Source organism: Sporosarcina sp. NCCP-2716 (assembly GCF_023707985.1).
In the GTDB taxonomy this organism is placed as follows: Bacteria; Bacillota; Bacilli; order Bacillales_A; family Planococcaceae; genus Sporosarcina.
The window spans coordinates 12868-39857 of record NZ_BRCF01000003.1 but is presented as its reverse complement, the minus strand read 5'-3'; the positions used below and the strand labels follow the sequence as shown (position 1 = coordinate 39857).

The following is a 26990-nucleotide window of genomic DNA, read 5'->3' as shown; positions in this document are numbered from 1 at the left end:
TCCTTCTGTTGAAGAGGGGGTGTTTTCATGAGCAAATAGTGCCTTGCCATCACGCTGCTTCAATATTCGACTTGCAGCCCGAGTAACGGAACGGAAACTTCCTGCTGCTGAAGATACAGGCGGATCGTTTTCAAATCCCCGGCGATTTCTTTCTTCACCGAAATGACAAGGGTCCGAGGAGCCAAATCAGCGGTGCAGACGTCGGGAAGCGGCTCAAAGTGCACCCCGAGCTCCCCGGATTCCGCTGTCGTATCGAATGATTCCGGTCTGTTCGGACAGCTGCTGGACTCCTGAAGACTGATGAAGATGGCGGCCTCTTCCTTGAAGTCAAGCTCCGGCCGTCCATCCTCCATGCCATAATCAGTCCACGCTGTCTCGAACGCGTCCTGCTCATTCACCGACACCGCAAGGAACCCGCGTGTTTTCTGCGCGACGCTCATCTGTTCGAAGTCGGATGGCAGCGTCGGTTCGGAAGCGACAAGGCGCACCGTTTCATCCGGTTCAGACGCACCGCTCTTGTCCGTCCCGCATCCGGCAGCCAGGACGGCCACCATGGCGATGAAAAGAACTGTGATTTTCTTCATGGAATCCCTCCTGCTTCATCAGACGGGGAGGACGGCGGAAAGTTACAGGGTGAACCGGATCCTGATCACTCTCACGTGGTATATTGATAGTGAAACGGAGAATCGAGAAGGGGGAGAGAATTTACATGGAATATCAAACAAAGGAAATTAAGAAAACAATTTTATTGAGCGCGCCTGTCCAAAAAGTCTGGAAGGCGATATCCACTTCAGAGGGGCTTTCAGCCTGGTGGATGGCCAATACATTCGAGCCGGTCCTCGGTAAACAATTTGTCTTGCGTGCAGAACCTTTCGGCGATTCACCATGTACCGTAACTGAGCTGGAGACGCAGCGGGTTGTCGGCTTTGACTGGGACAAACATTGGCACTTGCTGATCGAGTTGGAAGAAGTCGGTGCCAGCGAAACCCGCTTCAGCGTGACCCATTCGGGTTGGACTCCTGATCAGGAAAGGTTTTTTACAACGATGGAAGGCGGCTGGGACGTCATCGTGAATGAAAAGCTGCCGGCATATCTTGGGGAATGATGGTGTGTGAGTGTAGAGTCGCGGGATTATGAGCGGTTTTTGTGATTTATGAGCGTTTTCACCCGTTTATGAGCGGTTTTTGGAATTTATGAGCGGTTTCGCCGGTTTATGAGCGCTTTTGGGAATTTATGAGCGGTTTCACCAGTTTATGAGCGCTTTTGAGGATTTATGAGCGTTTTCCCAAGTTTATGAGCAATTCCACCATAAATCCGACTAAAACAAAACCCCCTCTGCAACAAATTACGTTGCAAGGGGGTTTTCTGACGTCCCAGGCAGGAATCGAACCTGCGACCTACAGCTTAGGAGGCTGTTGCTCTATCCCCTGAGCTACTGAGACATGAGATCGAACTCTATTAGTATACGGCATGTCTGCAGCGAGGGCAACTCTTTCGGACAGTGTTGACACCTGGGGAGGCGATACCGTGCAACTGGGCAGGGCCGGACAGCTTTTTACGATTACAGCCCTTTACAGCAGAACTTGATCGGCGTATACTGTAATAGTTAATTAGGTTAATTAATCATTTAAACTCATTCAAATGGAGGTGGAGACGTGCATTTGGAACTTGAGTTCGTCCGGAGTTTCGTGAAACTGCACCGGCCGCTTGTGAATCAGCTCAATAAGCAGCTGCAACATTATGATTTGTACAATGCGCAATGGACGGTGCTGAGCCTGCTGTCGCGATGCGGGGAAATGACCTCCGCGGAAATTGCTGAGGAGCAGATGGTGGAGAAGCCGTCGATCACGAAGATTGTCAAGCGGCTGCATGAGATGGGTTATATAGAGGTGACACAAGGGCAGGATAAGCGGGAGAAACTGCTGCGTTTGTCCGAAGAAGGACGCCGCACGACGGAGGCCATCCAGGAAAAACTGCTTCCGCTGTATGAGCGGATCCTTGAAGGGATCCCGAGGGAAGAGATCGAGTCTGCGAAACGGCTGCTGGATCAGGCGTATCAAAATCTTATGAACTGATGGAGAGGGTCATATATGGAAGAAAACCAGAACTTATGGACAAAGGACTTCATTTTCATTTCAATCATCAATTTCTTTCTGATGATCGTCATGTACATGCTGATGGTGACGATCGCGCCATTTGCGGTTGAGGAATACGGCACCTCTGCAAGTATGGCGGGACTCGTGTCAGGGATCTTTATCATCGGGACATTATCCGCACGTTTGGCGACGGGGCGGGTTATTGAAAGTATCGGAAGCCGGAAGATCCTGCTGATCGGTCTCGTGCTGTCCGTAATCGCGGTGGCACTTTACTTTGCGGCTGGATCACTTCCGCTTCTGCTGATCGTTCGTTTCATTCACGGAATCGGCCTTGGTATTGCGTCCACTGCGACCGGTACGATGATTGCACAGATCATTCCGCCGTCGCGGCGCGGGGAAGGGATCGGTTATTTCAGTTTGAGCACAGTGCTGGCGACGGCAATCGGTCCGTTTTTCGGCATCTACTTGAGCCAGCACGTCACGTTCACGTGGCTGTTCGTGTTCAGTCTCGTACTTGGGATCATCGGTCTTGCGATGTTCTTCTTCGTGGAGAAACGTCCCGAAGAAGAAGGGCACGAGGTCAGCGAGCCGGCGGACGCACCGAAAGGACTTGCGAATTACATTGAGAAATCCGCGCTGCCGATTGCAGTGATCACCCTTCTCGCAGGCGTCGGCTATTCGGGCGTGCTGTCGTTCCTGTCGTTCTTCGCGAAAGAGGAAGGACTGGTCGGCGCGGCAAGTTTCTTCTTCCTCGTCTACGCTGCGGCCATCCTCGTTTCCCGGCCGTTTTCAGGGAAACTGCTCGACCGGAAAGGCGGCCCGTTCGTCATTATTCCGTCGCTCATTCTGTTCGCCGGCGGTCTGCTGCTGCTGAGCAATACGGCTACCGGTCTTATGCTGCTCGTTGCAGGTGCGGTGATCGGGTTTGGATTCGGGAACTTCCAATCATGCGCCCAGGCGATCGCCCTGTTCGGCGTACCGATCAAACGGATCGGCATCGCGACGTCGACATTCTATATTTTCCTCGATTTCGGATTCGGTTTCGGTCCGTATGTGCTTGGCGGTGTCGCAACAGCGTACGGATACAGAGAGCTGTATCTGATTTTATCCGGTCTCATTGTAGCAGCGCTTGTGCTCTACTTGCTGATCGCGCGGAACAAAAAACCTGTATCGGCATGAAAAAAACGGTTCTCCAGCGGATGGAGAACCGTTTTTTTTCATGCGGCAGACCGCTCGAAGTCAAGGTAGCGGGTGCCCTGGAACCTCAGTATCCCGTAATCGCCTTCCGCCAGCATGCCGAACTGCCGGCCGTTCACGCCGAATTCCTGGCGATCGCCGCTCTCGTATTCAAATGTTACGTAGTACCATGTGGACGCGGAGGAGTCGCCGCTTCCTCCTGTCGTTTCGGTGCGTTTCGTTTTCACGTGAGCGGCTACAGTAAGCTGAGGGGAATGGTTGTTTTTGTTCCACTCGGTGATCCCTTTGACAATTACAAATAGGAATGTGCCGGCGACCAGCAGGAAGATGATGGTGAACACAATTGAGAAACCGCCGAAAAAGAACGGGGAAAAAGGATCCATAGGAGTACCGCCTCTCTGTTTTCCCAAGTATACGTCATTCGGCCGGGTTTGGTTTCACAAGTTTTTTCACATTCTTGTAGTAAATGCTTTGCAATGTGAATAGGATGTGTTAATCTATTATTACTTTAACAGACTAAAGCGATGAAGTGGAGGAGAAGCGGATGAAACTCAAGAAGATGAAAGTTGCATTGGCAGGAATCGGAGTGATGGCACTGCTCGCAGGATGCGGGACGCCAAAGGAAGCAGCAGGAAGTGATGACGAATTGGTGATCGGGGTCGATGATAAATTCGCACCGATGGGTTTCCGGGATGAGTCGAACGAACTGACCGGATTCGATATCGACTATGCGAAGGCAGCTGCAGAGCACATGGGCATGAAAGCGAAGTTCCAGCCGATCGACTGGAAAGCGAAAGAGACCGAGCTGAGCAGCGGACGCATCGATCTCATCTGGAATGGGTATACGATTACTGACGAACGGAAGAAGAAAGTGCTGTTCACGAAACCATATTTGAGCAACGCGCAAGTTGTCGCGGTGCTGGACGGTTCGGATGTCAAGTCGCTGTCCGATCTGGAAGGCAAGACGGTCGGCCTGCAGGCGCTGTCGTCTGCGGCAGATGCGTTAGAAGCCAATCCGATTGCGGACAAAGTGAAAAACAAGACCGAGTTCGCGGATAACGTACTTGCACTTTCCGACTTGAAGAGCAAACGGGTCGACGCTGTCATCATCGACGAAGTCGTCATCGACTACTACATGTCAAAAGAAGAGGGCACCTTCAAAGTGCTCGACGAAACGCTTGCCCCTGAAGAATACGGAGTCGGCGTGAAGAAAGGCAACGAAGAATTGCTGCAGAAACTGCAAAAAGCCCTCGATACGATGAATGAAGACGGCACAGCCGCTCAGATTTCGAAAACATGGTTCGGGGAGAACAAAGTATTGAACTAAGTCGCGGGTCTACGTCCGGTTGGAGGGAACATCATGTCACCAGATTATTTACTATCCATATTGAAACCGATGCTGCAGGGAGCACAGGCAACAATCCTGCTGTTCGTCATCGCCATTGTCCTCTCGATTCCGCTCGGATTTCTGCTGACGCTCGCTGTCGGCAGTAAGTTCAAGCCGCTGTCTTGGCTAGCGAATGCTTACATCTATTTGATGCGCGGGACACCGCTGCTCCTGCAGCTGCTATTCTTCGTGTTCGGACTGCCGCTCATCCCGGTGATTGGTGAATACCTCGTCATCGACCGGTTCGCGGCTGCGGCACTTGCTTTCATCCTGAACTACGCGGCGTATTTCGCGGAGATTTTCCGCGGTGGCCTGCTGTCGATCGACAAGGGGCAGTACGAAGCGGCGCAAGTGCTAGGCCTGAACAAGTGGCAGACGACGACACGCATCGTCATACCGCAGATGATCCGCATTGCGCTGCCGGCGCTCGCCAACGAGTCCGTCACCTTAGTGAAAGACACAGCGCTGCTGTATGCGGTCGCGGTGCCGGAACTGCTCCACTTTGCACAGACGGCGGTCAACCGGGACTTCACGATCGTCCCGTTCGTGCTTGCAGGCATCATCTATTTGCTGATTACGGCGGTTTTAACACTCGTGTTCAAGTGGCTGGAACGGCGCTTCCATTATGTATGAGGACGGTGAAGGACCATGGCGTTGATAGAAGTAGTGAATATGGAGAAATCATTCGGTGATATCGAAGTGTTGAAGCAGATTACGTTCGGCGTTGAGAGGAACGAGGTGATCGCGGTGATCGGGCCTTCAGGTTCCGGAAAAAGCACGATGCTGCGGAGCCTTGCCCAGCTCGAGGAGATTGAAGGGGGCACTATCCGGATTGATGGGGAAGCACTCGTGAAGGATGGAGCCTATGCTGGTCCTGCGGAGTGCCGATCGATCGGCCGGCGGATCGGCATGGTGTTCCAGCACTTCAATCTGTTCCCGCATTTGACGGTGAGCCAGAACTTGGCACTTGCTCCGCGGCTCGTCAAAGGGGAGCCGAAAGAGAAACTGAAAAGCCGCATCGCAGAACTGCTCGCAAAAGTCGGACTTTCCGACAAGACGGACGCCTATCCGGCCAATCTGTCGGGCGGCCAGAAACAGCGTGTCGCCATCGCCCGAGCCCTCATGATGGAGCCCGAAATCCTTCTGTTCGACGAGCCGACGTCAGCGCTAGACCCCGAGCTGACAGGGGAAGTCCTCGATGTCATGAAAAAATTGGCGGAAGAGGACATGACGATGATTGTCGTCACGCACGAAATGTCGTTTGCGAAAGATGTCGCAACAAAAGCGCTGTTCATGGCGGACGGTCTCATTGTCGAAGAAGGAATTCCTGCAGAGATGTTAACAAATCCGACACAAGATCGCACAAAAGCCTTCTTGGCGCGCACACTCGGCTAGCGTTCAATGGTCGTTGTTTTCCGGATATGGTAAACTGGAAAGGCACGACAAATTGCTAGCAATGGAGTGAACGGAGTGAAACAGTCAATCTCTTCAATGGAACGGCCTATCAAGAAACGAAATTATAAGCCGTTCATCATAACGGTTTCCATCATCCTGATCGGGGCGATCGGTGTGCTGTCCGGTATGCCGGGCGTCGAGAACTTCGATGCGTTCGATATTACGATCCTGCCTTTAATGAATGCGATTTTCAATACCTTCACATTCCTGTTCCTTGTCGGGGCGCTGGTCGCCATCAAGAAGCGGAACGTGACGGTACATAAACGGTTCATCTACGCTGCATTCGTGACAACATTCTTCTTCCTCATCACGTATGTCATGTACCATTTTCTGTCGGAATCGACACCATTCGGCGGAAGCGGCTTTTTAGCAGGATTCTACTATTTCATCCTGTTTTCGCACATCTTGCTGGCGGCAGCCATCGTGCCGCTCGCATTGACGAGTGTCGCACGTGCATGGAACGGCGAAATCGAACGCCACCGCAAGATCGTTCGCTGGACGATGCCGATCTGGCTGTACGTCAGCTTCACCGGTGTCCTTGTCTATGTCCTGATTTCTCCCTATTATTGAAACACCCGGCCGGCGCGGCTTCATGCGCCGGTTTTTTTGTGGGGCAGGGGAGGGTGCGTATGGCGACGCGGGCAATTGAGGGCGGCTTTATTGCCCGGGAAGAGTGGCGATTGCTTGGACGGTCACTAGGGGCGAGTCTAAATGACCGATAGAGGCGTAAAGGCATTGAAACGGTCACTAAGGGGGATTCTTACTACCCGGCAGAGTCGAAAAAGCGGTGAATCGGTCACTAAAGAACACTCTTACTGCCCGGAATCCCATCCAGCGCACTCATTCGGTCACTAGGGACGCTCCTTACTGCCCGGCAGAGTCTAAAAAGCGGTGCATCGGTCACTAAGAGAGGCTCTTACTGCCCGGAAGCCAACCCCAGCGAACTCACTCGGTCACTAGAGACACTCCTTACTGCCCCCGCATTATTCCCAAACAAAAAAACAGGCAGAAGACCCGCAATCCGCGCGGTCTCCTGCCTGTTTTTGTCAGCTTCTTGCTTAATCCATTTCCTGATACGGCTTCATGAAACGGCCGCTCTCTTTCACTTCTGCATGATAGAGCGCCTTTAACGCATAGGGGCGTTCCAAGTCGTGCTCCTTCATGATGTCTTTCAGACGCTTCGTCAGTTCGGGTTCCTGCTTGACGAGCTGCGCCATCTTCTGCTGGTTGTATTGCATCGTTATGATTCCTCCGTTCGTCATGTGCCGTTCCGTTAGTATAGCACGGATTCCTGACTTTTTCGATCACGGGGAAAACTCCCTTCCATTTCAGGAAGGGAGCCGGTTGCGTATCATTGACCGCTTATAGAAGCGTGCGGTTGTATTCGTCCAAGCCACCGCCTTCACGCGGGTAGTCGCCGTCCACAAGAACGAGGATCTTACCTTCGTCGAAACGGTCATTATAATGGCGGGCATCTTCTTCTGGGATTCCCATGCCGATCAATGCGCCGGCCAATCCGCCGACACCTGCTCCTGCTGCTGCACCGGTAATTCCGGCAACGATCGGTCCAGCTGCGATGATCGGTCCGATTCCCGGAATGGCAAGTGCGCCTAGACCTGCAAGGACGCCGCCGAGCCCGCCGAGCACACCGCCAGTTGCTGCGCCGGTCGCTGCGCCGTCAGTTGCGTGTGTTCCTGTTTCTTCGACGACTGCTTCCGTCTGTTCGCGTTCTTTACTGATCACTGAGATTTCTTCCGATGAATACCCTTGGCGCTTCAGTTCCTCGATTGCACGGATTGCCTCATTTTCATTGTTATAATACCCGACTACTTGTCTTTTTACCATTTTCAAAACGCCTCCTGGTTTGTAAGTGTAAGTGAATACGGTGCTAGTCAGAGAATACCCGTGTCGTCTATTCTGAAACCTTTCACTCGGGGTTATGGCAGAAGGCGGCCGCTGCTTAATTAGGAAGAGAGATTTTCGTTTTTTTGTTTGGCGCATGATAGGTTTCATCTATCCTGTGGAGGGAATACGGGTAAAAAGAATTATAGGGGGAAAACAATATGGATCATGTTAAAGCAGGCCAGAAACGGAGGCAGCTCACCAAAACTTTGAAGCCATCGTGGGTGTTCGCGATTGCGCTCGGTTCGTCAGTCGGATGGGGGGCGTTCATCCTGCCGGGAGACTGGATCGGTGAATCCGGGCCGCTCGGGGCGATGATTGGTTTGCTGATAGGAGCGCTCGTAATGATGGTGATTGCGTCGAGCTACGGCGTGATGATCAAGAAATTCCCGGTATCTGGCGGCGGGTTCACGTATGCCTTCATAGCAAGCGGAAAAATATGGGCATTTATCTGCGGATGGTTCCTATCCCTCGGATACATATCGATCGTGGCGCTTAACGCCTCGGCATTCTCATTGCTCCTGAAGTTCTTGGCACCGGGCTTCATGAAGCAGATGTACTTATATTCTATCGCAGGATGGGACGTCTATTTACCGGAAGTCATCATCTCTTCACTGATCATCCTGCTGTTTGCTGTCGTCAACTCGACCGGCACGGACATTTCGGGCAGGATCCAGTTCTATTTCAGCGTATTCCTCGTCGCCGGTGTCGTCATTTTGGGAGCGTTTACATTCGGCACTTCAGAATCACCGCTCGAAAACATGAAGCCGCTGTTCAGCGGAGGCCAGTCGGTCCTGACTTCCATCCTCGTCATCTTGGCGATTGCCCCGTGGGCGTATGTAGGGTTCGATAACGTGCCGCAAGCTGCGGAGGAATTCAATTTCTCGCCCCGGAAAGCGACCATGCTAATCGTCGCCTCGCTGTTCACATCGTTTTTGATCTACGCGATCATGATCGGTCTGACTGCCTGGACATTCCCGGCGGGCGCCGCACTCAACGGAAATCTCTGGCTGACCGGGGAAGTCGTGAATACAGCGCTCGGCTTCGGCGGGCTCGTCGTCATGGCGGTCGCCATCATGATGGGGATCTTCACCGGATTGAATGGTTTCTATATGTCGTCGAGCCGGCTGCTGTTCTCGATGGCGCGTGCCCGTGCGCTGCCGGATATGTTCCGTAAGATTTCGAAGAAAAACCAGACGCCGGTCTGGGGGATCTGGTTCGTGACATTGATCACCCTGCCGACGCCTTGGTTCGGACGGCAGGCGCTTTCGTGGATCGTCGATATGTCGTCGACGGGTGTATCGGTCGCGTACCTGTTCACGTGCGTCGCTGCCTACAAAGTGCTCGCATGGGGGAAAGAGGAGGCGAACCGGGAAATCGCTCCTGTGAAGAAAGGGCTCGCATTGACCGGGATGGCCGCAAGCACCGCATTTCTGCTGCTGCTGCTGCTTCCGTTCTCACCGGCAGCCCTGACGACACCGTCATACGTTCTCCTCATCGGCTGGGCAGTACTCGGCGGTGTGTTCTACGCAGCCATCCGCAATAAGTACAACAGCCTTTCACAGGAAGAGACCGAGTATTATATTCTCGGGAAGTCGATTGAATCCGAAGTGGATACGTCCGTTGGAGTGGAAACGGCTCCGCCGGTACCGAATAAGACGCCGTCTCCAAATACAGGAATCCCTACATGACCTTTGCACCTTACGATTAGGACAGCATGCCCCAGTAGTAAAATAGGGCATGCTGTCCTTTTTACTCATGCTAGGCATTTAGTTGTCTGACACTTGCATTGCATGGGAGTAATCGATTACAATTGGTGATAAACCTGATATATTCGGAATACGAAATAGGACGGAGGCTGGACAATGGGGTGCCGAGCTGCATGCATTGTAACCGATTTAACTTTTGAAGTGAACGTCCCGGATCCCGGGGAACGTAAGCTGATCAAACACCATATGGGACGGCTCACTTCCCTCAGCTCAATAGTGGAGGAAGCAGAGTACATCACCCTTTCAGAAGCAGGTTTGCACGATCTGGCAGATTTCGCCGCAGATTATTTACAGGAAAGTGAACTGGCCTTCCGGATTGCCGGGGAAGAGGCATGGCGTCCTTTTTCGGAACTGGACACCGTTTTTTCATCCTTTTGGATCGATGATCTGATTCAGCAGGAGCGTCTTATCTCCTATTACCAGCCGATCGTGGACAGGGAACGTACGGTCTACGGCTACGAACTTCTGGCGCGTTTTTTGTCAGCTGAAGGAGAGATGATCTATCCGAATGAAGCATTCAGCGCGGCTCGCAACCGGGGCAGGCTCTATGCGCTGGACCGTCTCTGCCGAATTACAGCAGTCCGCCACGCCGCACCGCTTATCAATATGAAGGCGTTCATCAATTTCGTGCCGACTTCGATCTATTCACCTGAATTCTGCCTGCAATCGACAGTGGCTGTCGCCGAGCAGTTCAACATCGATCCGTATCAGTTAGTATTCGAAGTTGTCGAAACCGATAAAGTCGAGGATGTCGAGCACTTGAAATCGATCCTGCAGTATTACCGGGAAAAAGGATTCCACTACGCTCTCGATGACGTCGGCGAAGGGTACAGTACTGTTGAGCTGCTCGGGGATCTTCAGCCCCATTACATGAAACTCGACCGCACTTACGTGGACGGGGTGGCGAACGACGCGGACAAACAGGCGAGTGCACAACTTTTCCTTCGGAAGGCGAAGGAGATCGGTTCGGTGCCGCTCGCTGAAGGGATTGAAGCAGAAGAGGACTTCCTCTGGCTGAAAGAACAGGGTTACGAACTGTTCCAAGGGTATTACTTTGGTAAGCCCGCTCCATCCCCGCTATAATGGAACCATCATCAAGGGCCGCATCCGATGCGGTCCTTTTTTCAGGAGGGAAGACATGATGAAAACGATTGTCTGGTTCCGGAACGGTCTGAGGATCCACGACCACCCGGCGCTGGCCGCCGCGGCAGCATCAGGTACCGTGCTGCCGGTGGCTGTGCTGCCGGATCGTCCGCCGACCGCCTCGGACTGGTGGATTTCAAAGTCACTAGAGCCCCTGTCCAAGCGGCTCGCTGCGCTCGGCAGTCCGCTCGTCATCCAAAAAGGCAGCCCGCCGGAGGTGCTCGCGCGACTTGCTGCAGATACCGGTGCGGATGCGCTGTTTTTCAACGGGCAGATCGATCCCGCGGCGCGGAAGGAAGAAACGGAGCTGCTTGGACTCGGCGGACTGGACAACGTCAAAATCAGTCGGTTTGAACCCGATATGATGCTTGATCCTGACGTTTTGCTGACCAAGTCAGGTACTCCATTTAAAGTGTTCGGTTCTTTCTGGAAAGCACTCCAGCAGGAGAAGATTCCTTGGCCGGTTCCTGCGCCTGATACGCTGTCTTCCTGGCGGGAAGCCGATTTTTTGCAGTCATCCAGCCTCAGCAGCATCCTGAACGATGGGCAGAGCTGGAGCGCGAAGTTCGGGCAGTATTGGACGCCCGGTGAGGAGGGCTCTTTCGAACGGTGGGAGATGTTCCGGGACAATGGCATCCAGGACTATGAGACGAAACGGGATTATCCGGCCATCGACGGTACGTCCCGGCTCTCCGGTTTCCTCGCATCCGGAAATATGAGCATCCGTGCGCTCTGGCACGCGGTGAAGCGCGCCGAAGAAGAGGGGGATGTGCAGCAGCCGGAACCGTTCCTGCGGCAGCTCGCGTGGCGGGAATTCGCCTACTACCAACTCCATCATTTCCCGCACATCACAGACCAACCTCTAAGGACCGAATTCCAGCACTTCCCGTGGATGAATGACGCTGCGGGACTCGCCGCTTGGAAAGCGGGGGAGACGGGCTACCCGCTCGTCGATGCGGGCATGCGGGAACTGTGGCAGACCGGCACGATGCACAACCGCGTCCGGATGGTCGCCGCCTCGTTCCTTGTCAAACATCTGCTTATCGACTGGCGGAACGGTGCAGAGTGGTTCCGGCAGACACTTGCCGATTACGACGTTGCGAACAATACGCTCGGCTGGCAGTGGATCGCCGGTTCCGGATTTGACGCCGCGCCGTATTTCCGCATCTTCAATCCGACCGTCCAGGGAGAGAAGTTCGACCCCGACGGCCTGTACATCAGGAGATGGGTCCCTGAACTGGCACAGCTGCCTTCTAAATTCATCCACGCGCCTGCCGACTCACCGGGTGACGTGCTTGCCGAATGCGGAGTCGTCATCGGGGAGACGTATCCGGCTCCGATCGTCGATCACAAGACCGCACGAAGCCGCGCATTGGCTGCCTATGACAGCGTCAAGGGGCACAAGGAGCGGAACCGGTGACCGCCAACCGGAAAAATGTAACTGCAGCTGCAGTTATAGGCCTGTTGAGCGGCCTCGTCCTGACGTTCCTCTTCAAATGGACGGAAGCTGTCACTGGAGAGAAAATCTATACGCTCCTGCTCAACGTCGACTACATACCGATCTTCGGGGAAGTGAGTTACCCGGAATGGCTGGAAGTCGCCTTCCACTTGATCGTCTCTGTAGCCGTCGCATTCGGCTTCCTTCTCATGTACAGGCTGCGGCCGCAATGGCATCGGCACGCCGTACCGATCTGCACAGCGGTAAGCGTCCTTATCGGCATCCTGCTGTTTCCGACGACCGCCTTATCGGACAGGACGCCTGCCATCACGGATGGAACCGCCTTGCTGTACTGGCTGATCGGCCACGCTATTTTCGGCGCATTACTCGGCATCGGTTTCCGCCGTCTTGGATCCAAATGAAAAAGCACTTCAGCCGTTTTCTAAACGGACCTGAAGTGCTTGTGCTGTTTCAGTGGAAGATGCCGGCTTCCTTCGATTTCTTCAGCAGTTTGTTCGTGCCGCGGTTCACTTTCTCTTTCAGCAAAGCGCCGAAGAGGATGAACGCGGCACCGCAGACAGCAAGGAACGATAAGTCCTTCGCCACCCGCGCCCAGACGATGCCGCCGACTGCTTCGCGCATGGCGTCGATCGCATAGGTGAACGGCAGCAATGGGTTGATGTAGCCGAAGAAGTCGGGGAGCAGGACGACAGGATAGGTCCCGCCCGAGCCTGCGATCTGGAGGACGAGCATGACGATCGCCAGTGCTTTCCCGACGTCACCGAACACGGAAACGAGTGTATAGACGATGGACATGAACACGACGCTGATCACCACCCCGAAGAGGATGAACCAGAACGGCTCGCGTATGCGCACATCGAGAAGCAGCAGATCTCCGCTGACGACGATAAGTGTCTGCAGCAGACCGATCACCCCGAATGTCAGCAGGCGGCCGAAGTAGACTTGACGGGCGGTATAGCCGTCGCCATGGACGTCGGTTGACAGCAGGGAGATGAGCAGCAGGCAGCCGACCCATAATGACAGTACCGTATAGAATGGCGTCATGCCGGTCCCATAGTTCTCGATGGAGAATAACCGGTTTTCCTTCAGCTGGATCGGCTCCTCGAAGAAGCTTTTTTCAGCCCCGGGATCGTTCTGCAGCAGCTTGATGATTTCATTTATGTCCGTTTCTCCTTGGATATTACGGATACGTTCCGCCAGCTGGTTCACTTTCCCGGAGATCACCGGATACTCGGCGACCGCCTTTTCGATCGTCGCTTTCCCTTCGCTCAAGTCGCGGTCCGAGTTGCCGAGAATCGTCTGCACTTTCGGCAAAGCCCCCTGGATATCTGTCAGCAGGCCTTTCGCCTGGCCGAGCGTCTGTTTCGCTTCGGCGATCTCCTTCAGCACCGTCGGCTCGATGGTATTCACATATTCCTTCATGAAGGCATCAATCTCAACGGACGTATTGGCAGCAATCTTCTGCAGGTCGTCGACTGCCTGGTCCAGTTCCTGCGCTTTCCCTTTGACGACGGAGTCGACCGTGCGCGCATTCGCCTGCGCTTCCTCCAGCACACCTCTCAGTTCACCCGTTTTCACAATGGCATCATCGAGCTTGCCCGACAGATCGGGTGCCGGCAGGGTGGGGGTCGGCAGAGGCTGGTCAACTTCCGGACCGGTATCCGTTCCAGGTGATGCGTCCGGATCGGGCACTTGTGCAGGCAGCCGTCCGGCCAGTTCCTGCAGGCGTGTCAAATCCTGCTGGATGCCGTCGACCCGGCTGATACTTTCCGTCATCCGCGTATCCAGTGCATTTTTCGCGTTGTCGAGTGCCGTAAAATCGAGCTGGATGCCCTGCAGCTTCTTCAGGAAATCGTTCGCATCATGAGATATCTTCGACACTTTCTGCAGGTCGGCCTTCACTTTCGGCGACAGTTCGTTGAGCCGCTTCTCCGCATCGGTCAAGTAACCGAGCGTGCGGTCGATCTGCCCGAGTCCGCTTTTTGTCACTTCTTCAGCGGCCGGCAGTTTGCCCTGCGCTTCGTGGATCACTGCCTGCGCGTCCGTCGCGTCGGTCAGTCCGCGGTTCAGCAGGCTGTAGATTTCCGGCAGGCTCTTTTCCGCGTCGAAGACGTAGTTCTCGAACCGTTCGATATCCGGCAGATCCTCCTGCAGTTCAATGCCGAGAGAATTCATCGTATCGAAGATGACACCGTTCACCGTCGAGACGAACTGGCTGCTCACTTTCTCGACGATGACGCTGGCGCCTTTCTCCGTGATTTTCGGTGCAATCGAGTTCAGTTTCTCATTCACATAGTAATCGATTTCGGCCTTTTTCGGATTACCCGATGCGACGGAAGCGAGCTGGGCGGAGAGATCCTCCGGCAGCACCATGACGGCAAAATAGTCACCGTATTCCACGCCGTCCATCGCTTCTTCCTTCGGCACGAAATGCCATTCCATCGATGGATTCGCTTTCAGCGTAGAAACGATCTCTTTTCCCACTTCGATATGTTTGTCCTGCACATCGGCCCCTTTGTCTTCGTTCACGACCGCCACTGGCAGTTTGTCCGTCCTGCCATACGGGTCGCTGGATGCGTAAATGTTGAGCCACGCATATAACGAAGGCAGGACGATCAAGCCGCCGATCAGCACGGCGGCGACCCAGTTCCTCGTGATGTTGCGCACATCCTGCTTGAAAATCGAAAAAATTGCATGCATTGGTCGGCCTCCTTCCAGACAGTATTCCATTGGTTCTCCGCAAACGTTCGGAAAAACATACAGTTACTGTCTAGAATACCCAAAAAACCTCCGTCCCGAACGTCGGGAGCGGAGGTTTCGTGTTCAGGCGAGCAGCCCGTCTTTCATTGTCACGATCCGGTCGGCATACGGCAGCATTTCCTCGTCGTGCGTCACCATGAGTGTCGTGATTTTCAAGGTTTTCGTCAGGTTGCGGATGATTTCCATCACTTCTTTGGACCGTTTCGAGTCGAGGCTCGCAGTCGGTTCATCGGCGAACAGCATTTTCGGCTGATGGATGATCGCCCGGGCAATCGCCACCCGCTGGCGCTCCCCGCCGGAAAGGGAAGAAGGGTACGCGTCTTTCCGGTGGCTCATGCCGACGAGGTCGAGCACTTTCGCCACTTCCTGTTTCTGCTGTTTCTTGTTCATCTTTGTCTCCGCGACGTCCAGCATGAGCAGCAGCTGGTCTTCGACAGTGAGGAAGGGGACGAGGTGAGCCGACTGGAATACGAAGCCGAATTCGCTCGAACGGATTTTGCGGATCTGTTCCTGGTTCATCTGTGTCATGTCTTTTCCGTCGAACATCACATGACCGCCGGAAGCTCTCTGAAGTCCGGCTGCAATGGTGAGCATCGTCGACTTCCCGGAACCGGAAGGCCCGACGAGCGCTGTGATTTCACCTTGCTTCAACTCCAGATCGACACCTTTCAGGATCTGCTCTGTAACGTCACCTGTCTTGAAGGACTTCTTCACTTCATCGATTTCAAAAATCGCCATGTTACATCTCTCCTTGCTGGATCGCCTGAAGCGGCTCCACTTTTTTGATCTGGAATCCGGAAATCGTTGCGCCGATGAACCCGATCACGAGGAACACGGCGGATAATGTCAAGGTTGTCTGCATCGTCAGGCTGAACGGCATGCCGCTAGGTGCGACCATACTGAACACTTGGCTCAAGCCGACTGACAGCAGCAGGGAAATGACCGTGATCAGCAGCATCTGGTACCACATCATGCTGAACAGTTTGCTCGTCTTCACACCGATCGCTTTCAGGATGCCGTACAGGCCGATCTTCTGGACGTTCATCATATAGAAGAAGATCGCGAACAGCATCCCGCTGATGACGACGAGGAACCAGATGATCATGTTGAGCGACATCTGTTCCGCACCGTAGCTCGGAATCGTGTTCAAGAATTCTTTGTTGCTGAACGATTCGAGTCCTTTAATGGAATCGGGTGCGTCCGAACCTGGGATGAACACTGTCTGCATCTCCATCACCCGGTAGATTTCCTGGTAGTTTTTCATGTTGATGAACGCGACAGGCGCATGGCTGTAAGTCTGCTTTTCGGTAAAGCCTTTCACTTTGAACTCACCGCTGAACTGGTTGTTCTTCAGGATGTCCCCGACTTTGATGCCGTCATCCTTCAATGAGGAATCGAGCACGATTTCGTTCTCTTTGACATTCGGGAACAACTTGCTGTCCGTCGCAGTGACGAACGCGACGCTGAACTGTTTGTCGTCTGCATCATTCACGAAGCCCATCTGGATGGATATTGCTGTCGCATCTGTATATTTCTTCAGCAGGTCTTCCTGCTGTTTCTCATCGATTTTCGATAAGTTGTACGTCTGGTCTGCGTCTTCGTTCAGGTAGAACTGGCCGTTCGGCAGGTTCTTGATGAGCGCTGCATTATCTTCTGAAAGACCGTTAGCGAGACCTGAGATGATGAACGTCAGGAAGCTGACCAAAAAGATGATCGAGCCGAGAATCAGGAATTTCATTTTACTTTTCTTTACTTCTTTCCACGCCATTTGCATGGCAAACACCTCCGTTAGTCGATACATTCAGTGTACCCCCGCAACATGAACGGCACATAAACACAGCATTACAATTGACTATCCCTTTCCGCCCGTCCCATTGCTATATTGCAAGCGTCCCGAAATCCAGTTATGGTATAATGACAACTGTGAAAAGAAACAACATTCTAAACTGCGGAACGACGATTATCTGAGAGCCCGCGTTACAAGAAAGAGGCGATACCTATGAATGGCATGGTAGCCATCCTCCCGCTGTTGTCCCTTCTGATCTATTTGCTGCCGCTCGTCCTCCTGATCTGGTTTGCGGTAACCTTCCTGAAACAGCAGAAAGAGCGGAACGAATTGCTTCGGGAAATCTCAAGGAAGATCGACATAGGAGAAGGTCGATGAAACCGTTACGACGAGGCGATACAATTGGTATTTTCTCACCTTCCTCTCCAGCATCGGTAGATTCCAAACCGCGGTATTTGCGGGCTAAAGCGTTTTTGGAGTCAAAAGGCTTCAACGTGAAAGAGGGCAGACTGACAGGAAAGTCAGAGGGGTATCGGTCCGGTTCACCGAAAGAGCGGGCCGAAGAACTCAATGAACTTATCCGTGATCCGGAAGTTACCATGATCATGTCCGTCATTGGCGGGACGAATTCGAACAGTATGCTGCCGTATATTGACTATGAAGCCTTTGAAAAACAGCCGAAACTGATAACCGGATACTCGGATGCCACTGCTGTGTTGCTTGCCCTTTACGCTAAAACGGGAGTGACTACCTATTACGGGCCGGCGCTTGTTCCTTCATTCGGCGAATTTGAACCCCTCGTCAATATGACCTTCCGTTATTTCGAAGACTATTTCATGCAAGAACCGTCTGTACCATACGTAGTTCCCATGCCGGATGTCTGGTCGGACGAACCGGTCAATTGGCTGGAGAAGACGACAGAAAAGACGCTGTACGCCAACGAATGGGTGACAGGACACGGGGGAAAAGCGGAAGGCCGACTCATTGGAGGGAATTTGAATACGATGTATGGCTTTATCGGCTCTCCTTACTTTCCCGACATCCAACACGGCGATATCCTGCTGCTCGAGGACTGCATGAAAACCGCATCGGTGATGGAAAAGAATTTTGCAATGCTCAAAACTCACGGGATTTACGAAAAAGCCGGCGGTATCATTCTTGGAAAGCATGAGCAGTTCGACGACCAAGGTACCGGCAAACTGCCTCTTGACCTGCTGATGGAACAGCTTGACGGGCTAACGATTCCTATTTTGGCTGAATTTGACACGTGTCACACCCATCCGATGCATCCGCTTGCCATTGGCAAGAAGGTTCATCTCGATGCAGATGCTAAAACGGTTTTGTGCACGGAAACTTGGCTGTAACTTTCTGCAATGCCCACCGTGCAGCTGAAAGGAGTAACAGATGGGACCTACTCAACTAGCTCACTCATTTATGCGTTTTGCCGAAATGGAGTGCAGGGAGTCCAGTGCTCTGTATGAACTGTTATCGACACGCATTGCTGAGGACGAGGAACTGCTCAATCTGTGCCGAGTGATCCCACGAGGCCAGCCAGTGCCGAATCTGCTGTTTGCCGGTGTACAGTACCTTTTGATGAAAGGGACCGAACACCCGCTGAAAGACTACTATGCCAGTTTGACGGTGTCTCCGAAACAGCCGGATGCTGAGGCATTCATCTTATTCAAAAACTTTTGCCTGACGTATCGCGATCAGCTGGAACCGCTTCTCATGCACCGGCTTGTCCAGACGAATGAAGTCCGCCGGTGTGCGTATTTGTATCCCGCATTTTCGTGGATTCATTCTCAAACAGAACGGCCGCTGGCATTGATCGAAATCGGCACGAGCGCCGGGCTGCAGCTGCTGTGGGACCAGTACCGCTATGATTACGGGACAGGAGAGACTTTCGGCAGCCGGGATGCGTGCCTGACAATCCGTTCGGAAGTGAAAGCGGACCGGCTCCCGTTTCTGCTGCCGAAAAGTCCGCCAGTCGCTTCCCGCATCGGATTTGATCTGCACCCGAGCGATTTGTCCGACCCCGATGACTATATATGGATGAAAGCGCTCATCTGGCCGGAGCACAGTGAACGGCGGGAATTGTTCGATCAAGCTGCGGCCTGCTTGAAAACAAATCCGGTTCAGCTCATCCAGGGAGACGGCATCGAGCTGCTGAAGACGCATGCAGACAGAATACCGGATGGAGCTGCACTCTGCGTCTTCCATACGCATGTCGCGAATCAGCTGCCTGACGACACGAAGCAGGCGCTGGAAGACACACTGGCCGCAATCGGTGAACAACGCGAACTTTTCCATATTTACAACAATATGCACGATACGCAGCTGCATCTGGATCATTATGAAAACGGTACGCTGCACCCGCAGACGATCGGCAGTACAGATGGCCATGGCCGCTGGTTCGAGTGGCGCCTGGCGAAAACCCAATAACTTGAGGAGAGTGACATGAGGATGAAATACAACGACACGTGGGATTTGGAAATCATATTTGAAGGCGGCACCAATTCAGAAGAAGTCCAGGCGAAACTGGCAACGGTGAAAGAGGAGATTGCAAAGTACGCAGATCAGCTGCAGGCATGGCACAGCAATTCACCGGATGACGCCGCCGCACTGCAAGGGATCTTGAAACAGCAGGAAACGATCGGCAAAGGACTCGGCCAGGTCAGAACGTTCGTCAGTATGTGGCACGATGCGTTTACAAATGACGAGCATGCGAGCGTCGTAAAAGGTCAGGTCATGGAGCTTGCCGGTGAACTCCAGCAGCTGTCAACAATCTTCACGAAAAAACTGGTCGCCATTCCGGATGAACAGTGGAACAGTCTTTTGCAGGTAGAACCACTGAATGAGATCGGCTTCGTGCTGAATGAAACACGCGACGAAGGCAAACGCCTCCTATCCGAAGACGAGGAGAAACTGATCGCCAAGTTGAATAAGGACGGCCTCGCCGCATGGAGCGATCTGTACAGCACAACGGTTTCCATCATGACGATCCCATACACTGAAAAAGACGGTACGGTCACAGATCTTTCTGTCGGGCAGGCGATGAACCGGATGTATGCAGATCCTGATGCAGACGTACGCGCGTCACTCTTCGAAAGCTGGGAAAAAGCATGGACCGATTTCGGCCCGGTGTTCGCCGATATTCTGAATCACTTAGCAGGATACCGTCTGACCCTGCAGGAAGTCCACGGACGACAAGGGCATATGGAAGAGCCGCTCGAGTACAACCGGATGTCCGAAGACACGCTCACGGCGATGTGGTCAGCGGTCGATTCACACAAACAGACGTTCATCGATTATCTGGATCAGAAAGCACGACTGCTTGGGATGGAACAACTCGGATGGCAGGACGTCGATGCCCCCGTCTCTGTTGGGGAATCAAAACCGACACGCTACACATATGATGAAGCATGTGACTTCATCATCGAACATTTCGAATCATTTGGACCGAAGCTGACGGCATTCACCAAGCATGCGCTTGAAAACCGCTGGGTCGAAGCCGAAGATCGCCCGAACAAACGGCCGGGCGGCTATTGCACAAGCCTGCCGGAGTTCGAGGAATCCCGCATCTTCATGACATTCACAGGCTCCCCGAGTGATACGAGTACGCTTGCGCACGAATTGGGCCACTCGTTCCACAGCCATGTCATGAAGGATGTGCCGCGTCAAAATCGGGGCTATGCGATGAATGTCGCGGAAACGGCAAGTACGTTTGCCGAAACGATTATCGCGGATGCCACGGTGAAAAACGCTGCATCAGATGAAGAAAAAATCGCACTGCTTGCGACGAAATTGGAAGGCGCAACGGCGATGTTCCTGAATATCCGAGCCCGCTTCCTGTTCGAAGACAGCTTCTATAACGAACGTGCAAAAGGATTCGTGTCAGAAAAAAGGCTGAATGAACTCATGACCGAAGCACAGAAAGAAGCATTCGGAAACAGTCTGTCATCGTATCATCCGCACTTCTGGGCAGCGAAGCTCCATTTCTTCATTGACCGCGTGCCATTCTACAACTTCCCGTATACATTCGGCTACTTATTCAGCCTCGGCATCTACGCGGAATACTTGAAGCACCCGGAAGGTTTCGAAGAAAAGTATATCGCACTGCTGCAAGACACTGGATCGATGAAAGTCGAGGACCTTGCACAGAAACATCTTGGCGTCGATATTACTAAACAAGACTTCTGGTCAGCCGGGATTGAGCTTGTCGGTAAAGACGCAGAAGAATTCATCGAACTGACAACGGAACGAGTTAGATAATCAGGGAACGGCACTTATCTTCGTTTGGAGAGATAAGTGCCGTTTTCACTAGGCAGAGGTGCCGCATAGCTTGTGCACGAAATGAGAGCGGGAAAGGAGAACAAGCCGTTGTATGTTCGTCATACTTATGTGTACCGGACAATTGCATGCGTCGTTCTTTGTTTTTCACTTGGACTTCCGCTGTCTGCTGCAGACGCAGCTGAGGAACCGGAGTTGCTGGAAAGTCAGCTGGATGCCTATCTCAAGCAGCAACAGGACGAGATGGCCGGCCTGGCAGCGATCATCCTGCAAAAGGACCGTGTTATCGTCAGGCTGGAAGGATTTGCGGATATCGAAAGACAGATCCCTGTGGATGCTGACACGATTTTTGAATGGGGCTCAGTTTCGAAATTACTCGTATGGATCAGCACCCTCCAGTTAGCCGAGTCAGGAAAAGTGGATGTCGAGGAAGACATCCTGTCCTATTTGCCGTCCGATTTCCGCACCAAGTCGTCATTTGCGAAACCTGTCACGCTGTCAAACCTCATGCACCACAACGCTGGATATGATGACAGTTTCACCGATCTTTTCCTGAATCAGCAGGCTGATGTCCTCTCGTTGCGTCAAGTTTTAGAGCAAGCGGATGTCCGACAAGTGTTCCCTCCCGGGGAAGTCGTTTCGTATTCCAATTACGGGAGTGCTCTCGCTGCGTATGTGGTGGAAGAAGTGAGCGGAATGGACTACCGGGATTATGTCCGAAAACACATCTTCGACCCGCTGAACATGACGAAAACCGCAATCGATCCTGCGCTAAACGACAATCACTGGGTGAAGGAACAGCGGAGACGTGTGCAAGGGTATACCTCATCCCGGCAGCTGATCAAGCCGAATCAGCTATTCATCCCTCTTTACCCAGCGGGAAGCACGATGGGGACAGCCGGTGACCTGCAGATATTGCTGGAGTCATTGTTAGCCAAAGGCGGCGGGCCGCTGTTCACAAACAAAAGAACAGTCGATCAGCTGGTGACCCCAAGTCTGATGTATCCGGGTACCGAGATACCGCGCATTGCCAGTGGCTTATTTTATCTGCCTTCCGAAAGCCAGCACGTCTTTGGGCATGGCGGCAATACCAAGGCGTTCAGTTCCGCCGTTTATATTGACCGGAACGACCAGATCGGTGTGCTCGTTCTGACAAACAGCCAATACGATAGCGTGTATACCGCCGGAATCCCTGAAATCGTCTTTGGGAAATACGTCCATTCGGATATTGCAACGGACCTGGAGGACGCTTCCCGCTGGACAGGGATGTATGAACCGGCTCGAGTGCCCGACACGGTTTCAGTAAAGTGTACGGACTGCTTGTCAGAAGCCGTACGGAACAGAGCGGACTGAATGACTTGGCAGTAGGCGGATACCGATATGCACAGCTTGGCCCCAGCGTCTACTTGAACCCAGACACGAAGAGTCTTTACAGTCTGGACGTCTACTCGGACCATCCGCAATTTACTAACATGTTGTCGAATACGTATTCGGACCTGTTACGAGTCTCGTTCATCCGCCATTTTCTGGAGTGGGGAGGACTCATTTTGGCTGCCCTGGCCACCCTGTACTCTTTCATCTATGTTATCTTTGCACTTATACAGAAGCTGCGTCGCCAAAAATGTCTGCATCGCCTCATCTTTGCACTGCACACTGCCAATCTGGTGTTGGTGCTGAATGTGGCCTGGCTCTTCTATAGGACGTCTGCCATGACCAGTTATTCGTCTCTCCGGCCATTTCTTACGGCAAATCTGCTTTGCCTCGGTTTCAGTCTCGTCATCGGCTCGTTGCTTCTTGCGGGTCTGAACAGCAAAAAGTTGTCCGCTCGCAGCAAATGGAGTCACTTAGGCAGTATCCTCGCCGCATCAATTCTATGCGCAAATGCCCTTTATTGGGAAATTTACTTTTGATCATTCAAAATCGCTATGAAGGCAGGTGAAATGATGACTGCACAACACACCGTGCTCGTTGCCAGCGTGTCTATTCTCGAGAGAGGAAGTGTACTCCTCATCAGGGAAGACAGACCGGGTATCCGAAACAAGTGGAATTTGCCGAGTGGGAGGATTGAATATGGGGAAGACATCCTTCTGGCCGCCAAACGGGAGGTGAAGGAAGAGACCGGGTTGGACATAGAACTGACTTACACCACAGGTGTTTATAATTTCATAAGTGACACACAAGACCAAGTCATCCTTTTCCATTTTATCGGCCGAATCACGGAAGGTGCTGTACAGCCCCAAGAAGCTGAAATCACGGAGTGGACTTGGATTCAACCGACCGACCTGGACATTATCGACAGCCGGGAGATGCGCAACCCGCTAGTGATGAAACAACTGGCAAATCGTTTGATCAAAGAAGAATTCTGGCCGGTTGCTATCTTCCAGGAACAGCTTCTATGAGGATGCGAAATTGAACGGTTCAACTGTAATAAAACCGCCGTTTAATAGTAAGGAAGGGAAAATGGTCAATGAAAATCAGACAATTGGAACTCGAAGATGCAGAAGCATATCTAGCGTTACGACTTGAAGCTCTCCAAAACGATCCTGACAGTTTTGCAGCTAGTTTTGAGGAAGAAAAAGATCAAACGGCTGAAAAATACAGAAACAGGTTCGCGGCACCTGATCATACAGTTACGTATGGGGCGTTCGACGATGATAGCCATCAGCTCATCGGTGTTGTCACTTTGTTCCGTGAGCAACGGTTGAAATTACGCCATCGTGCGAACGTGACGGCTATGTATACGAAGCCGGATAACCGTGGTTGCGGCATCGGAAAAGCACTGCTTACACAAATCATTGAAACTGCACGCGGGCTGGAGGATATCGAGCAAGTATACTTAGCCGTCGTTTCACAAAACGGTCCAGCTAAAAAATTGTATGCCTCCCTCGGCTTTGAAACATTCGGGATAGAGAAAAATGCTTTAAAAATCAACGACATGTATTTCGATGAAGAACTTATGGTTTTATTTTTATATTCAGATTTATAAGTTGTTTACATGTGAAGGACAGAATTTACTTCATAAAACAGTAGGATGTGTAAACGATGATCATTATCCTAAGCGCTGTCGGAAGTACGGGCAAAACCGTAATGGCGCAGCGGCTGCTTGAAACTTATAAAATCCCTTACTTGTCTCTCGATCATTTGAAAATGGGGCTGTACAGGGGTGAGGAAAATTGCGGTTTTACTCCTTTAGACAGCACAGAACATATCGGCGATCGGCTTTGGCCTATCGTAAAAGGAATAACGATGACGGCTATCGAGAACAGGCAGCATCTGATCATTGAAGGCTGCTATTTCCTTCCGCACTACTTACACGACTTGGACCCCTTCTATTTAAACGAAATCATTCCTGTATTCATGGGGTTTTCGGAAAAATATATTCGAGAAAATTATGAGGGAGACATTGTTACTTTCAGAAATGCCATTGAGCAGCGCATCACTCCAGAAGAAAGAACACTCGAAGAGATGATAGAAGAACACGGGGCATTCAAAACGAGGTGCGTACAGGCCGGCGTTCCCTATTTTGAAATCAGCATTAATTATGAGACGGAAACAGCTGAGATTGATCACTATATTAATACAGAGAAACAGAAAATCGAATCGAGAGAGTAGGAGGCAATCATATGCTGAACAAACCAAACAAGTTACAGCGAGGAGACCGCATAGCAACCGTCAGCCCTTCGTGGGGCGGCGCCGGAGATCCACAGCTGCGCTGGCGGTATGAGCAGGGAGTACAGCGTCTGGAGGAAGTGTTCGGCTTGGAAGTGGTACCGATGCCCAACAGTTTGAAGGGTGGGGACTATCTATACGACCACCCGGAAGCACGTGCGGAAGACATTATGACTGCATTCCGGGATGACACTATCAAAGGAATCATTGCGAATATAGGCGGGGAGGACAGCATCCGACTTCTGCCGTACATGAATTTTGACGTCATCCGCGACAATCCCAAAGTTTTCATGGGCTACTCGGATGTTACGGTTTCACATATGTTCTGTCACAAAGCCGGGTTGTCTTCGATGTACGGACCTGCCATCCTGACCGACTTTGCGGAAAACGTGGAGATGGACCCCTACACTGTGGAAATGGTAAACCGGACGCTGTTTTCGGATGAGCCGGTCGGCGTGATCCAAGCAGCGGATCAGTGGACGAGTGAGCGATTGGAATGGATCGAAGAGAACAAAGCTAAACGACGAAACATGCAGGAAAACAGCGGGGTTGAGCTGCTGCAGGGCTCCGGCACGGTGCAGGGCCGGCTGATCGGCGGCTGCATGGAGGTGCTCGAATTTGTAAAAGGAACCGAACTGTGGCCGGACATGGACTACTGGAAAAACAGCATTTTGTTCTTCGAAACATCCGAAGAGAAGCCGAAACCTGACCTCATCCGCTATTGGCTGAGGAATTATGCAGCCCAGGAAATCTTACAGCAAGCGAACGGGATAATTTTCGGCAAGCCGCAAGACGAGAAGTATTATGAGGAGTACAAAGAGGAAATCAGCAAAGTTATGAAAGAATACAACTTGGAAGAGCTGCCGATCCTCTATAATTTGAATTTTGGCCACACCGAACCAAAATTCATCCTGCCGTATGGAGCACTAACGGAAATCGACTGTGATCAAACGTCCTTTACCATCCTAGAAAGCGCAGTGAAGTAAACATCCGGGAGGAAAATATGATTAGAAAAGCAACCTTACAAGACGCAAATGAAGTAGCAGAGCTTGCGCTGCTGCTTTGGCCGGATCATACGGGGGAGGAACTTCGCGAAGAAATGGAGCAGATACTCACGCAATCCGATGCGGCAATTTTTCTCGCTCTTCATGATGGACAGCCTGTCGGTTTTGCTCAATGCCAGTTGCGCCATGACTACGTGGAAGGCACTAGTTCCAGCCCGGTCGGCTATTTGGAAGGACTGTTCGTGAAAGAAAAATTCCGCGAACAGGGGATTGCGAAAAAGCTGATAACTATGTGTGAGAAGTGGGCCAAGCATAAAGGCTGCCAAGAATTCGCCAGCGACTGTGAACTGGACAACGAAGGAAGTCTTGCGATGCATCTGAAGTTAGGATTCCAGGAAGCTAACCGGATTGTTTGTTTCACGAAAAGCTTGGGGGATTCCGGCGTACTCTCCCCATAGAAGGGCGCTTAATTTCTCAGGTGTTGATTGCAAACAAGGAGGAAATCCGTTGAAGAGAATATATATGGTTCGTCATTGCCAAGCGGAGGGACAGTCACCAGAGGCGCCGCTGACAAAAGAGGGGGTACAAGCTGAGGATCTGGCTGATTTCTTCGGGAACCTTCAAGTGGACCGCATTATTTCCAGTCCGTTCAAGCGAGCTATCCAAACGGTCCAGCCTTTCGCCGATCGAAAGCAACTTGTCATTGAAACGGATGCCCGATTGGAAGAGCGACGACTCAGCGGTGTCCCACTTCACGATTGGCTGGATAAATTAAAGAAAACGTTCGATAATCCCGATTTGAAGTTTGACGGCGGCGAGTCCAGTGCAGAAGCGGCGGTCAGGATTGTCTCAGTTGTCGATGAGGCTTTTAGGAATCATTTGGCCACCACCTTGATTGTTACTCACGGGAATCTGCTGGCGTTGCTCCTCAATCGATTAGATAACCAATTTGGGTTTGAGGACTGGGCTGACCTTACTAATCCTGACATTTCGTGCTGGAATCAGCTGGAGATGACGTGCGGTTCAAAAGGCTGAGTTTTTAAGGAGAGGAGGGTTTTCGATCACAACATTTT

The 26990-nt window shown here is 52.3% G+C and carries 30 protein-coding genes and 1 tRNA gene; 23 read left to right on the top strand and 8 right to left on the bottom strand.

What is annotated here, in order from left to right; translation table 11 throughout:
- Positions 1 to 59: 59 nt before the first annotated feature.
- Positions 60 to 584, bottom strand: coding sequence for a hypothetical protein (locus tag NFU03_RS05950; RefSeq protein WP_251636990.1), 525 nt, complete (start codon positions 582 to 584; stop codon positions 60 to 62).
- A gap of 125 nt (positions 585 to 709) precedes the next feature.
- On the opposite strand from NFU03_RS05950, the gene NFU03_RS05945 reads away from it, so the two are divergent.
- The gene (locus NFU03_RS05945) at positions 710 to 1105 is read left to right on the top strand and encodes an SRPBCC family protein (protein ID WP_251636988.1); all 396 of its coding nucleotides are present in this window, start codon (positions 710 to 712) and stop codon (positions 1103 to 1105) included.
- A 264-nt stretch (positions 1106 to 1369) separates the two neighbouring features.
- On the opposite strand, the gene NFU03_RS05940 is transcribed toward NFU03_RS05945, so the two are convergent.
- Positions 1370 to 1442 (bottom strand) — tRNA-Arg (locus NFU03_RS05940).
- A gap of 213 nt (positions 1443 to 1655) precedes the next feature.
- Here NFU03_RS05940 and NFU03_RS05935 point away from each other — a divergent pair.
- Together NFU03_RS05935 and NFU03_RS05930 are read left to right on the top strand one after the other, a co-directional pair.
- Entirely contained in the window at positions 1656 to 2075 is a 420-nt protein-coding gene (locus NFU03_RS05935) for a MarR family winged helix-turn-helix transcriptional regulator (RefSeq protein ID WP_251636986.1), read from the top strand.
- Between the two features lie 15 nt (positions 2076 to 2090).
- Entirely contained in the window at positions 2091 to 3275 is a 1185-nt protein-coding gene (locus NFU03_RS05930; RefSeq protein WP_251636983.1) for an MFS transporter, read from the top strand.
- A 38-nt stretch (positions 3276 to 3313) separates the two neighbouring features.
- On the opposite strand, the gene NFU03_RS05925 is transcribed toward NFU03_RS05930, so the two are convergent.
- Entirely contained in the window at positions 3314 to 3676 is a 363-nt protein-coding gene (locus NFU03_RS05925) for a DUF2500 domain-containing protein (protein ID WP_251636982.1), read from the bottom strand.
- A 161-nt stretch (positions 3677 to 3837) separates the two neighbouring features.
- Here NFU03_RS05925 and NFU03_RS05920 point away from each other — a divergent pair, with 161 nt between their 5' ends.
- From NFU03_RS05920 to NFU03_RS05905, 4 genes are all read left to right on the top strand, one after another.
- On the top strand, positions 3838 to 4620 hold the full coding sequence (locus NFU03_RS05920; RefSeq protein ID WP_251636980.1) for an amino acid ABC transporter substrate-binding protein: 783 nt from the start codon (positions 3838 to 3840) through the stop codon (positions 4618 to 4620).
- 33 nt (positions 4621 to 4653) lie between these two features.
- A complete protein-coding gene (locus NFU03_RS05915; protein ID WP_251636978.1) occupies positions 4654 to 5313 on the top strand; it encodes an amino acid ABC transporter permease in 660 nt (219 codons plus the stop codon).
- 15 nt (positions 5314 to 5328) lie between these two features.
- Positions 5329 to 6075 carry an amino acid ABC transporter ATP-binding protein gene (locus NFU03_RS05910; RefSeq protein ID WP_285835417.1) on the top strand — a complete coding sequence of 249 codons (747 nt, stop codon included), beginning with the start codon at positions 5329 to 5331 and terminating at the stop codon, positions 6073 to 6075.
- 96 nt (positions 6076 to 6171) lie between these two features.
- Positions 6172 to 6705, top strand: a complete 534-nt coding sequence (locus tag NFU03_RS05905) for a DUF420 domain-containing protein (protein WP_251637448.1) — start codon at positions 6172 to 6174, stop codon at positions 6703 to 6705.
- A 488-nt stretch (positions 6706 to 7193) separates the two neighbouring features.
- Here NFU03_RS05905 and NFU03_RS05900 read toward each other — a convergent pair whose 3' ends face one another.
- Both NFU03_RS05900 and NFU03_RS05895 read right to left on the bottom strand, forming a co-directional pair.
- Positions 7194 to 7373 (bottom strand): hypothetical protein, encoded by a 180-nt coding sequence (locus NFU03_RS05900; protein WP_251636976.1) that lies wholly within the window; start codon positions 7371 to 7373, stop codon positions 7194 to 7196.
- A 124-nt stretch (positions 7374 to 7497) separates the two neighbouring features.
- The gene (locus NFU03_RS05895; RefSeq protein ID WP_251636974.1) at positions 7498 to 7980 is read right to left on the bottom strand and encodes a general stress protein; all 483 of its coding nucleotides are present in this window, start codon (positions 7978 to 7980) and stop codon (positions 7498 to 7500) included.
- 218 nt (positions 7981 to 8198) lie between these two features.
- On the opposite strand from NFU03_RS05895, the gene NFU03_RS05890 reads away from it, so the two are divergent.
- The 4 genes from NFU03_RS05890 to NFU03_RS05875 all read left to right on the top strand — a co-directional run bounded on the left by NFU03_RS05890 (position 8199) and on the right by NFU03_RS05875 (position 12809).
- The gene (locus NFU03_RS05890; RefSeq protein ID WP_251636972.1) at positions 8199 to 9728 is read left to right on the top strand and encodes an APC family permease; all 1530 of its coding nucleotides are present in this window, start codon (positions 8199 to 8201) and stop codon (positions 9726 to 9728) included.
- A 174-nt stretch (positions 9729 to 9902) separates the two neighbouring features.
- Positions 9903 to 10889, top strand: a complete 987-nt coding sequence (locus NFU03_RS05885; protein ID WP_251636970.1) for an EAL domain-containing protein — start codon at positions 9903 to 9905, stop codon at positions 10887 to 10889.
- Between the two features lie 55 nt (positions 10890 to 10944).
- Complete coding sequence (locus tag NFU03_RS05880; RefSeq protein ID WP_251636968.1) at positions 10945 to 12369, top strand: cryptochrome/photolyase family protein; 1425 nt, start codon at positions 10945 to 10947, stop codon at positions 12367 to 12369.
- Positions 12366 to 12809: a hypothetical protein gene (locus tag NFU03_RS05875; RefSeq protein WP_251636966.1), complete on the top strand. Its 444-nt coding sequence runs from the start codon at positions 12366 to 12368 to the stop codon at positions 12807 to 12809. The genes NFU03_RS05880 and NFU03_RS05875 overlap by 4 nt, the downstream gene beginning before the upstream one ends.
- Positions 12810 to 12858: 49 nt before the next feature.
- Here NFU03_RS05875 and NFU03_RS05870 read toward each other — a convergent pair whose 3' ends face one another.
- The 3 genes from NFU03_RS05870 to NFU03_RS05860 all read right to left on the bottom strand — a co-directional run bounded on the left by NFU03_RS05870 (position 12859) and on the right by NFU03_RS05860 (position 16942).
- Entirely contained in the window at positions 12859 to 15108 is a 2250-nt protein-coding gene (locus NFU03_RS05870; RefSeq protein ID WP_251636964.1) for a YhgE/Pip domain-containing protein, read from the bottom strand.
- A 123-nt stretch (positions 15109 to 15231) separates the two neighbouring features.
- A complete protein-coding gene (locus NFU03_RS05865) occupies positions 15232 to 15906 on the bottom strand; it encodes an ABC transporter ATP-binding protein (protein ID WP_251636962.1) in 675 nt (224 codons plus the stop codon).
- Between the two features lies 1 nt (position 15907).
- Positions 15908 to 16942, bottom strand: a complete 1035-nt coding sequence (locus NFU03_RS05860; RefSeq protein ID WP_251637446.1) for an ABC transporter permease — start codon at positions 16940 to 16942, stop codon at positions 15908 to 15910.
- A 225-nt stretch (positions 16943 to 17167) separates the two neighbouring features.
- Here NFU03_RS05860 and NFU03_RS05855 point away from each other — a divergent pair, with 225 nt between their 5' ends.
- The 12 genes from NFU03_RS05855 to NFU03_RS05800 all read left to right on the top strand — a co-directional run bounded on the left by NFU03_RS05855 (position 17168) and on the right by NFU03_RS05800 (position 26952).
- Positions 17168 to 17332, top strand: coding sequence for a hypothetical protein (locus tag NFU03_RS05855; RefSeq protein ID WP_251636961.1), 165 nt, complete (start codon positions 17168 to 17170; stop codon positions 17330 to 17332).
- The gene (locus NFU03_RS05850; RefSeq protein WP_251636959.1) at positions 17329 to 18318 is read left to right on the top strand and encodes a S66 family peptidase; all 990 of its coding nucleotides are present in this window, start codon (positions 17329 to 17331) and stop codon (positions 18316 to 18318) included. The genes NFU03_RS05855 and NFU03_RS05850 overlap by 4 nt, the downstream gene beginning before the upstream one ends.
- Positions 18319 to 18358: 40 nt before the next feature.
- Positions 18359 to 19396, top strand: a complete 1038-nt coding sequence (locus NFU03_RS05845) for a DUF2332 domain-containing protein (protein ID WP_251636957.1) — start codon at positions 18359 to 18361, stop codon at positions 19394 to 19396.
- 21 nt (positions 19397 to 19417) lie between these two features.
- Complete coding sequence (locus tag NFU03_RS05840; RefSeq protein ID WP_251636955.1) at positions 19418 to 21226, top strand: M3 family oligoendopeptidase; 1809 nt, start codon at positions 19418 to 19420, stop codon at positions 21224 to 21226.
- 108 nt (positions 21227 to 21334) lie between these two features.
- Positions 21335 to 22597: a serine hydrolase domain-containing protein gene (locus tag NFU03_RS05835; RefSeq protein ID WP_251636953.1), complete on the top strand. Its 1263-nt coding sequence runs from the start codon at positions 21335 to 21337 to the stop codon at positions 22595 to 22597.
- A 194-nt stretch (positions 22598 to 22791) separates the two neighbouring features.
- Positions 22792 to 23154, top strand: coding sequence for a hypothetical protein (locus tag NFU03_RS05830; protein ID WP_251636952.1), 363 nt, complete (start codon positions 22792 to 22794; stop codon positions 23152 to 23154).
- Between the two features lie 30 nt (positions 23155 to 23184).
- Positions 23185 to 23643 carry an NUDIX hydrolase gene (locus tag NFU03_RS05825; RefSeq protein WP_251636950.1) on the top strand — a complete coding sequence of 153 codons (459 nt, stop codon included), beginning with the start codon at positions 23185 to 23187 and terminating at the stop codon, positions 23641 to 23643.
- A gap of 68 nt (positions 23644 to 23711) precedes the next feature.
- A complete protein-coding gene (locus NFU03_RS05820; RefSeq protein WP_251636948.1) occupies positions 23712 to 24230 on the top strand; it encodes a GNAT family N-acetyltransferase in 519 nt (172 codons plus the stop codon).
- A 56-nt stretch (positions 24231 to 24286) separates the two neighbouring features.
- On the top strand, positions 24287 to 24856 hold the full coding sequence (locus NFU03_RS05815; RefSeq protein WP_251636946.1) for a 2-phosphoglycerate kinase: 570 nt from the start codon (positions 24287 to 24289) through the stop codon (positions 24854 to 24856).
- 11 nt (positions 24857 to 24867) lie between these two features.
- Complete coding sequence (locus NFU03_RS05810; RefSeq protein ID WP_251636943.1) at positions 24868 to 25899, top strand: S66 family peptidase; 1032 nt, start codon at positions 24868 to 24870, stop codon at positions 25897 to 25899.
- 17 nt (positions 25900 to 25916) lie between these two features.
- A complete protein-coding gene (aac(6'), locus tag NFU03_RS05805) occupies positions 25917 to 26375 on the top strand; it encodes an aminoglycoside 6'-N-acetyltransferase (RefSeq protein WP_251636941.1) in 459 nt (152 codons plus the stop codon).
- Positions 26376 to 26424: 49 nt separating this feature from the next.
- Positions 26425 to 26952, top strand: coding sequence for a histidine phosphatase family protein (locus NFU03_RS05800; RefSeq protein WP_251636938.1), 528 nt, complete (start codon positions 26425 to 26427; stop codon positions 26950 to 26952).
- Positions 26953 to 26990: the final 38 nt, after the last annotated feature.

What these genes read in the sequence shown, in the direction of transcription:
- NFU03_RS05895 (WP_251636974.1), bottom strand. Translation starts at nt 7,980, where the DNA reads ATGGTAAAAAGACAAGTAGTCGGGTATTATAACAATGAAAATGAGGCA.
- NFU03_RS05930 (WP_251636983.1), top strand. Translation starts at nt 2,091, where the DNA reads ATGGAAGAAAACCAGAACTTATGGACAAAGGACTTCATTTTCATTTCA.
- NFU03_RS05810 (WP_251636943.1), top strand. Translation starts at nt 24,868, where the DNA reads ATGCTGAACAAACCAAACAAGTTACAGCGAGGAGACCGCATAGCAACC.
- NFU03_RS05905 (WP_251637448.1), top strand. Translation starts at nt 6,172, where the DNA reads ATGGAACGGCCTATCAAGAAACGAAATTATAAGCCGTTCATCATAACG.
- NFU03_RS05845 (WP_251636957.1), top strand. Translation starts at nt 18,359, where the DNA reads ATGGGACCTACTCAACTAGCTCACTCATTTATGCGTTTTGCCGAAATG.
- NFU03_RS05865 (WP_251636962.1), bottom strand. Translation starts at nt 15,906, where the DNA reads ATGGCGATTTTTGAAATCGATGAAGTGAAGAAGTCCTTCAAGACAGGT.
- NFU03_RS05945 (WP_251636988.1), top strand. Translation starts at nt 710, where the DNA reads ATGGAATATCAAACAAAGGAAATTAAGAAAACAATTTTATTGAGCGCG.
- NFU03_RS05900 (WP_251636976.1), bottom strand. Translation starts at nt 7,373, where the DNA reads ATGCAATACAACCAGCAGAAGATGGCGCAGCTCGTCAAGCAGGAACCC.
- NFU03_RS05850 (WP_251636959.1), top strand. Translation starts at nt 17,329, where the DNA reads ATGAAACCGTTACGACGAGGCGATACAATTGGTATTTTCTCACCTTCC.
- NFU03_RS05815 (WP_251636946.1), top strand. Translation starts at nt 24,287, where the DNA reads ATGATCATTATCCTAAGCGCTGTCGGAAGTACGGGCAAAACCGTAATG.
- NFU03_RS05870 (WP_251636964.1), bottom strand. Translation starts at nt 15,108, where the DNA reads ATGCATGCAATTTTTTCGATTTTCAAGCAGGATGTGCGCAACATCACG.
- NFU03_RS05860 (WP_251637446.1), bottom strand. Translation starts at nt 16,942, where the DNA reads ATGCAAATGGCGTGGAAAGAAGTAAAGAAAAGTAAAATGAAATTCCTG.
- NFU03_RS05855 (WP_251636961.1), top strand. Translation starts at nt 17,168, where the DNA reads ATGAATGGCATGGTAGCCATCCTCCCGCTGTTGTCCCTTCTGATCTAT.
- NFU03_RS05880 (WP_251636968.1), top strand. Translation starts at nt 10,945, where the DNA reads ATGATGAAAACGATTGTCTGGTTCCGGAACGGTCTGAGGATCCACGAC.
- NFU03_RS05910 (WP_285835417.1), top strand. Translation starts at nt 5,329, where the DNA reads ATGGCGTTGATAGAAGTAGTGAATATGGAGAAATCATTCGGTGATATC.
- NFU03_RS05920 (WP_251636980.1), top strand. Translation starts at nt 3,838, where the DNA reads ATGAAACTCAAGAAGATGAAAGTTGCATTGGCAGGAATCGGAGTGATG.
- NFU03_RS05840 (WP_251636955.1), top strand. Translation starts at nt 19,418, where the DNA reads ATGAAATACAACGACACGTGGGATTTGGAAATCATATTTGAAGGCGGC.
- NFU03_RS05820 (WP_251636948.1), top strand. Translation starts at nt 23,712, where the DNA reads ATGAAAATCAGACAATTGGAACTCGAAGATGCAGAAGCATATCTAGCG.
- NFU03_RS05915 (WP_251636978.1), top strand. Translation starts at nt 4,654, where the DNA reads ATGTCACCAGATTATTTACTATCCATATTGAAACCGATGCTGCAGGGA.
- NFU03_RS05950 (WP_251636990.1), bottom strand. Translation starts at nt 584, where the DNA reads ATGAAGAAAATCACAGTTCTTTTCATCGCCATGGTGGCCGTCCTGGCT.
- NFU03_RS05890 (WP_251636972.1), top strand. Translation starts at nt 8,199, where the DNA reads ATGGATCATGTTAAAGCAGGCCAGAAACGGAGGCAGCTCACCAAAACT.
- NFU03_RS05825 (WP_251636950.1), top strand. Translation starts at nt 23,185, where the DNA reads ATGATGACTGCACAACACACCGTGCTCGTTGCCAGCGTGTCTATTCTC.
- NFU03_RS05885 (WP_251636970.1), top strand. Translation starts at nt 9,903, where the DNA reads ATGGGGTGCCGAGCTGCATGCATTGTAACCGATTTAACTTTTGAAGTG.
- NFU03_RS05925 (WP_251636982.1), bottom strand. Translation starts at nt 3,676, where the DNA reads ATGGATCCTTTTTCCCCGTTCTTTTTCGGCGGTTTCTCAATTGTGTTC.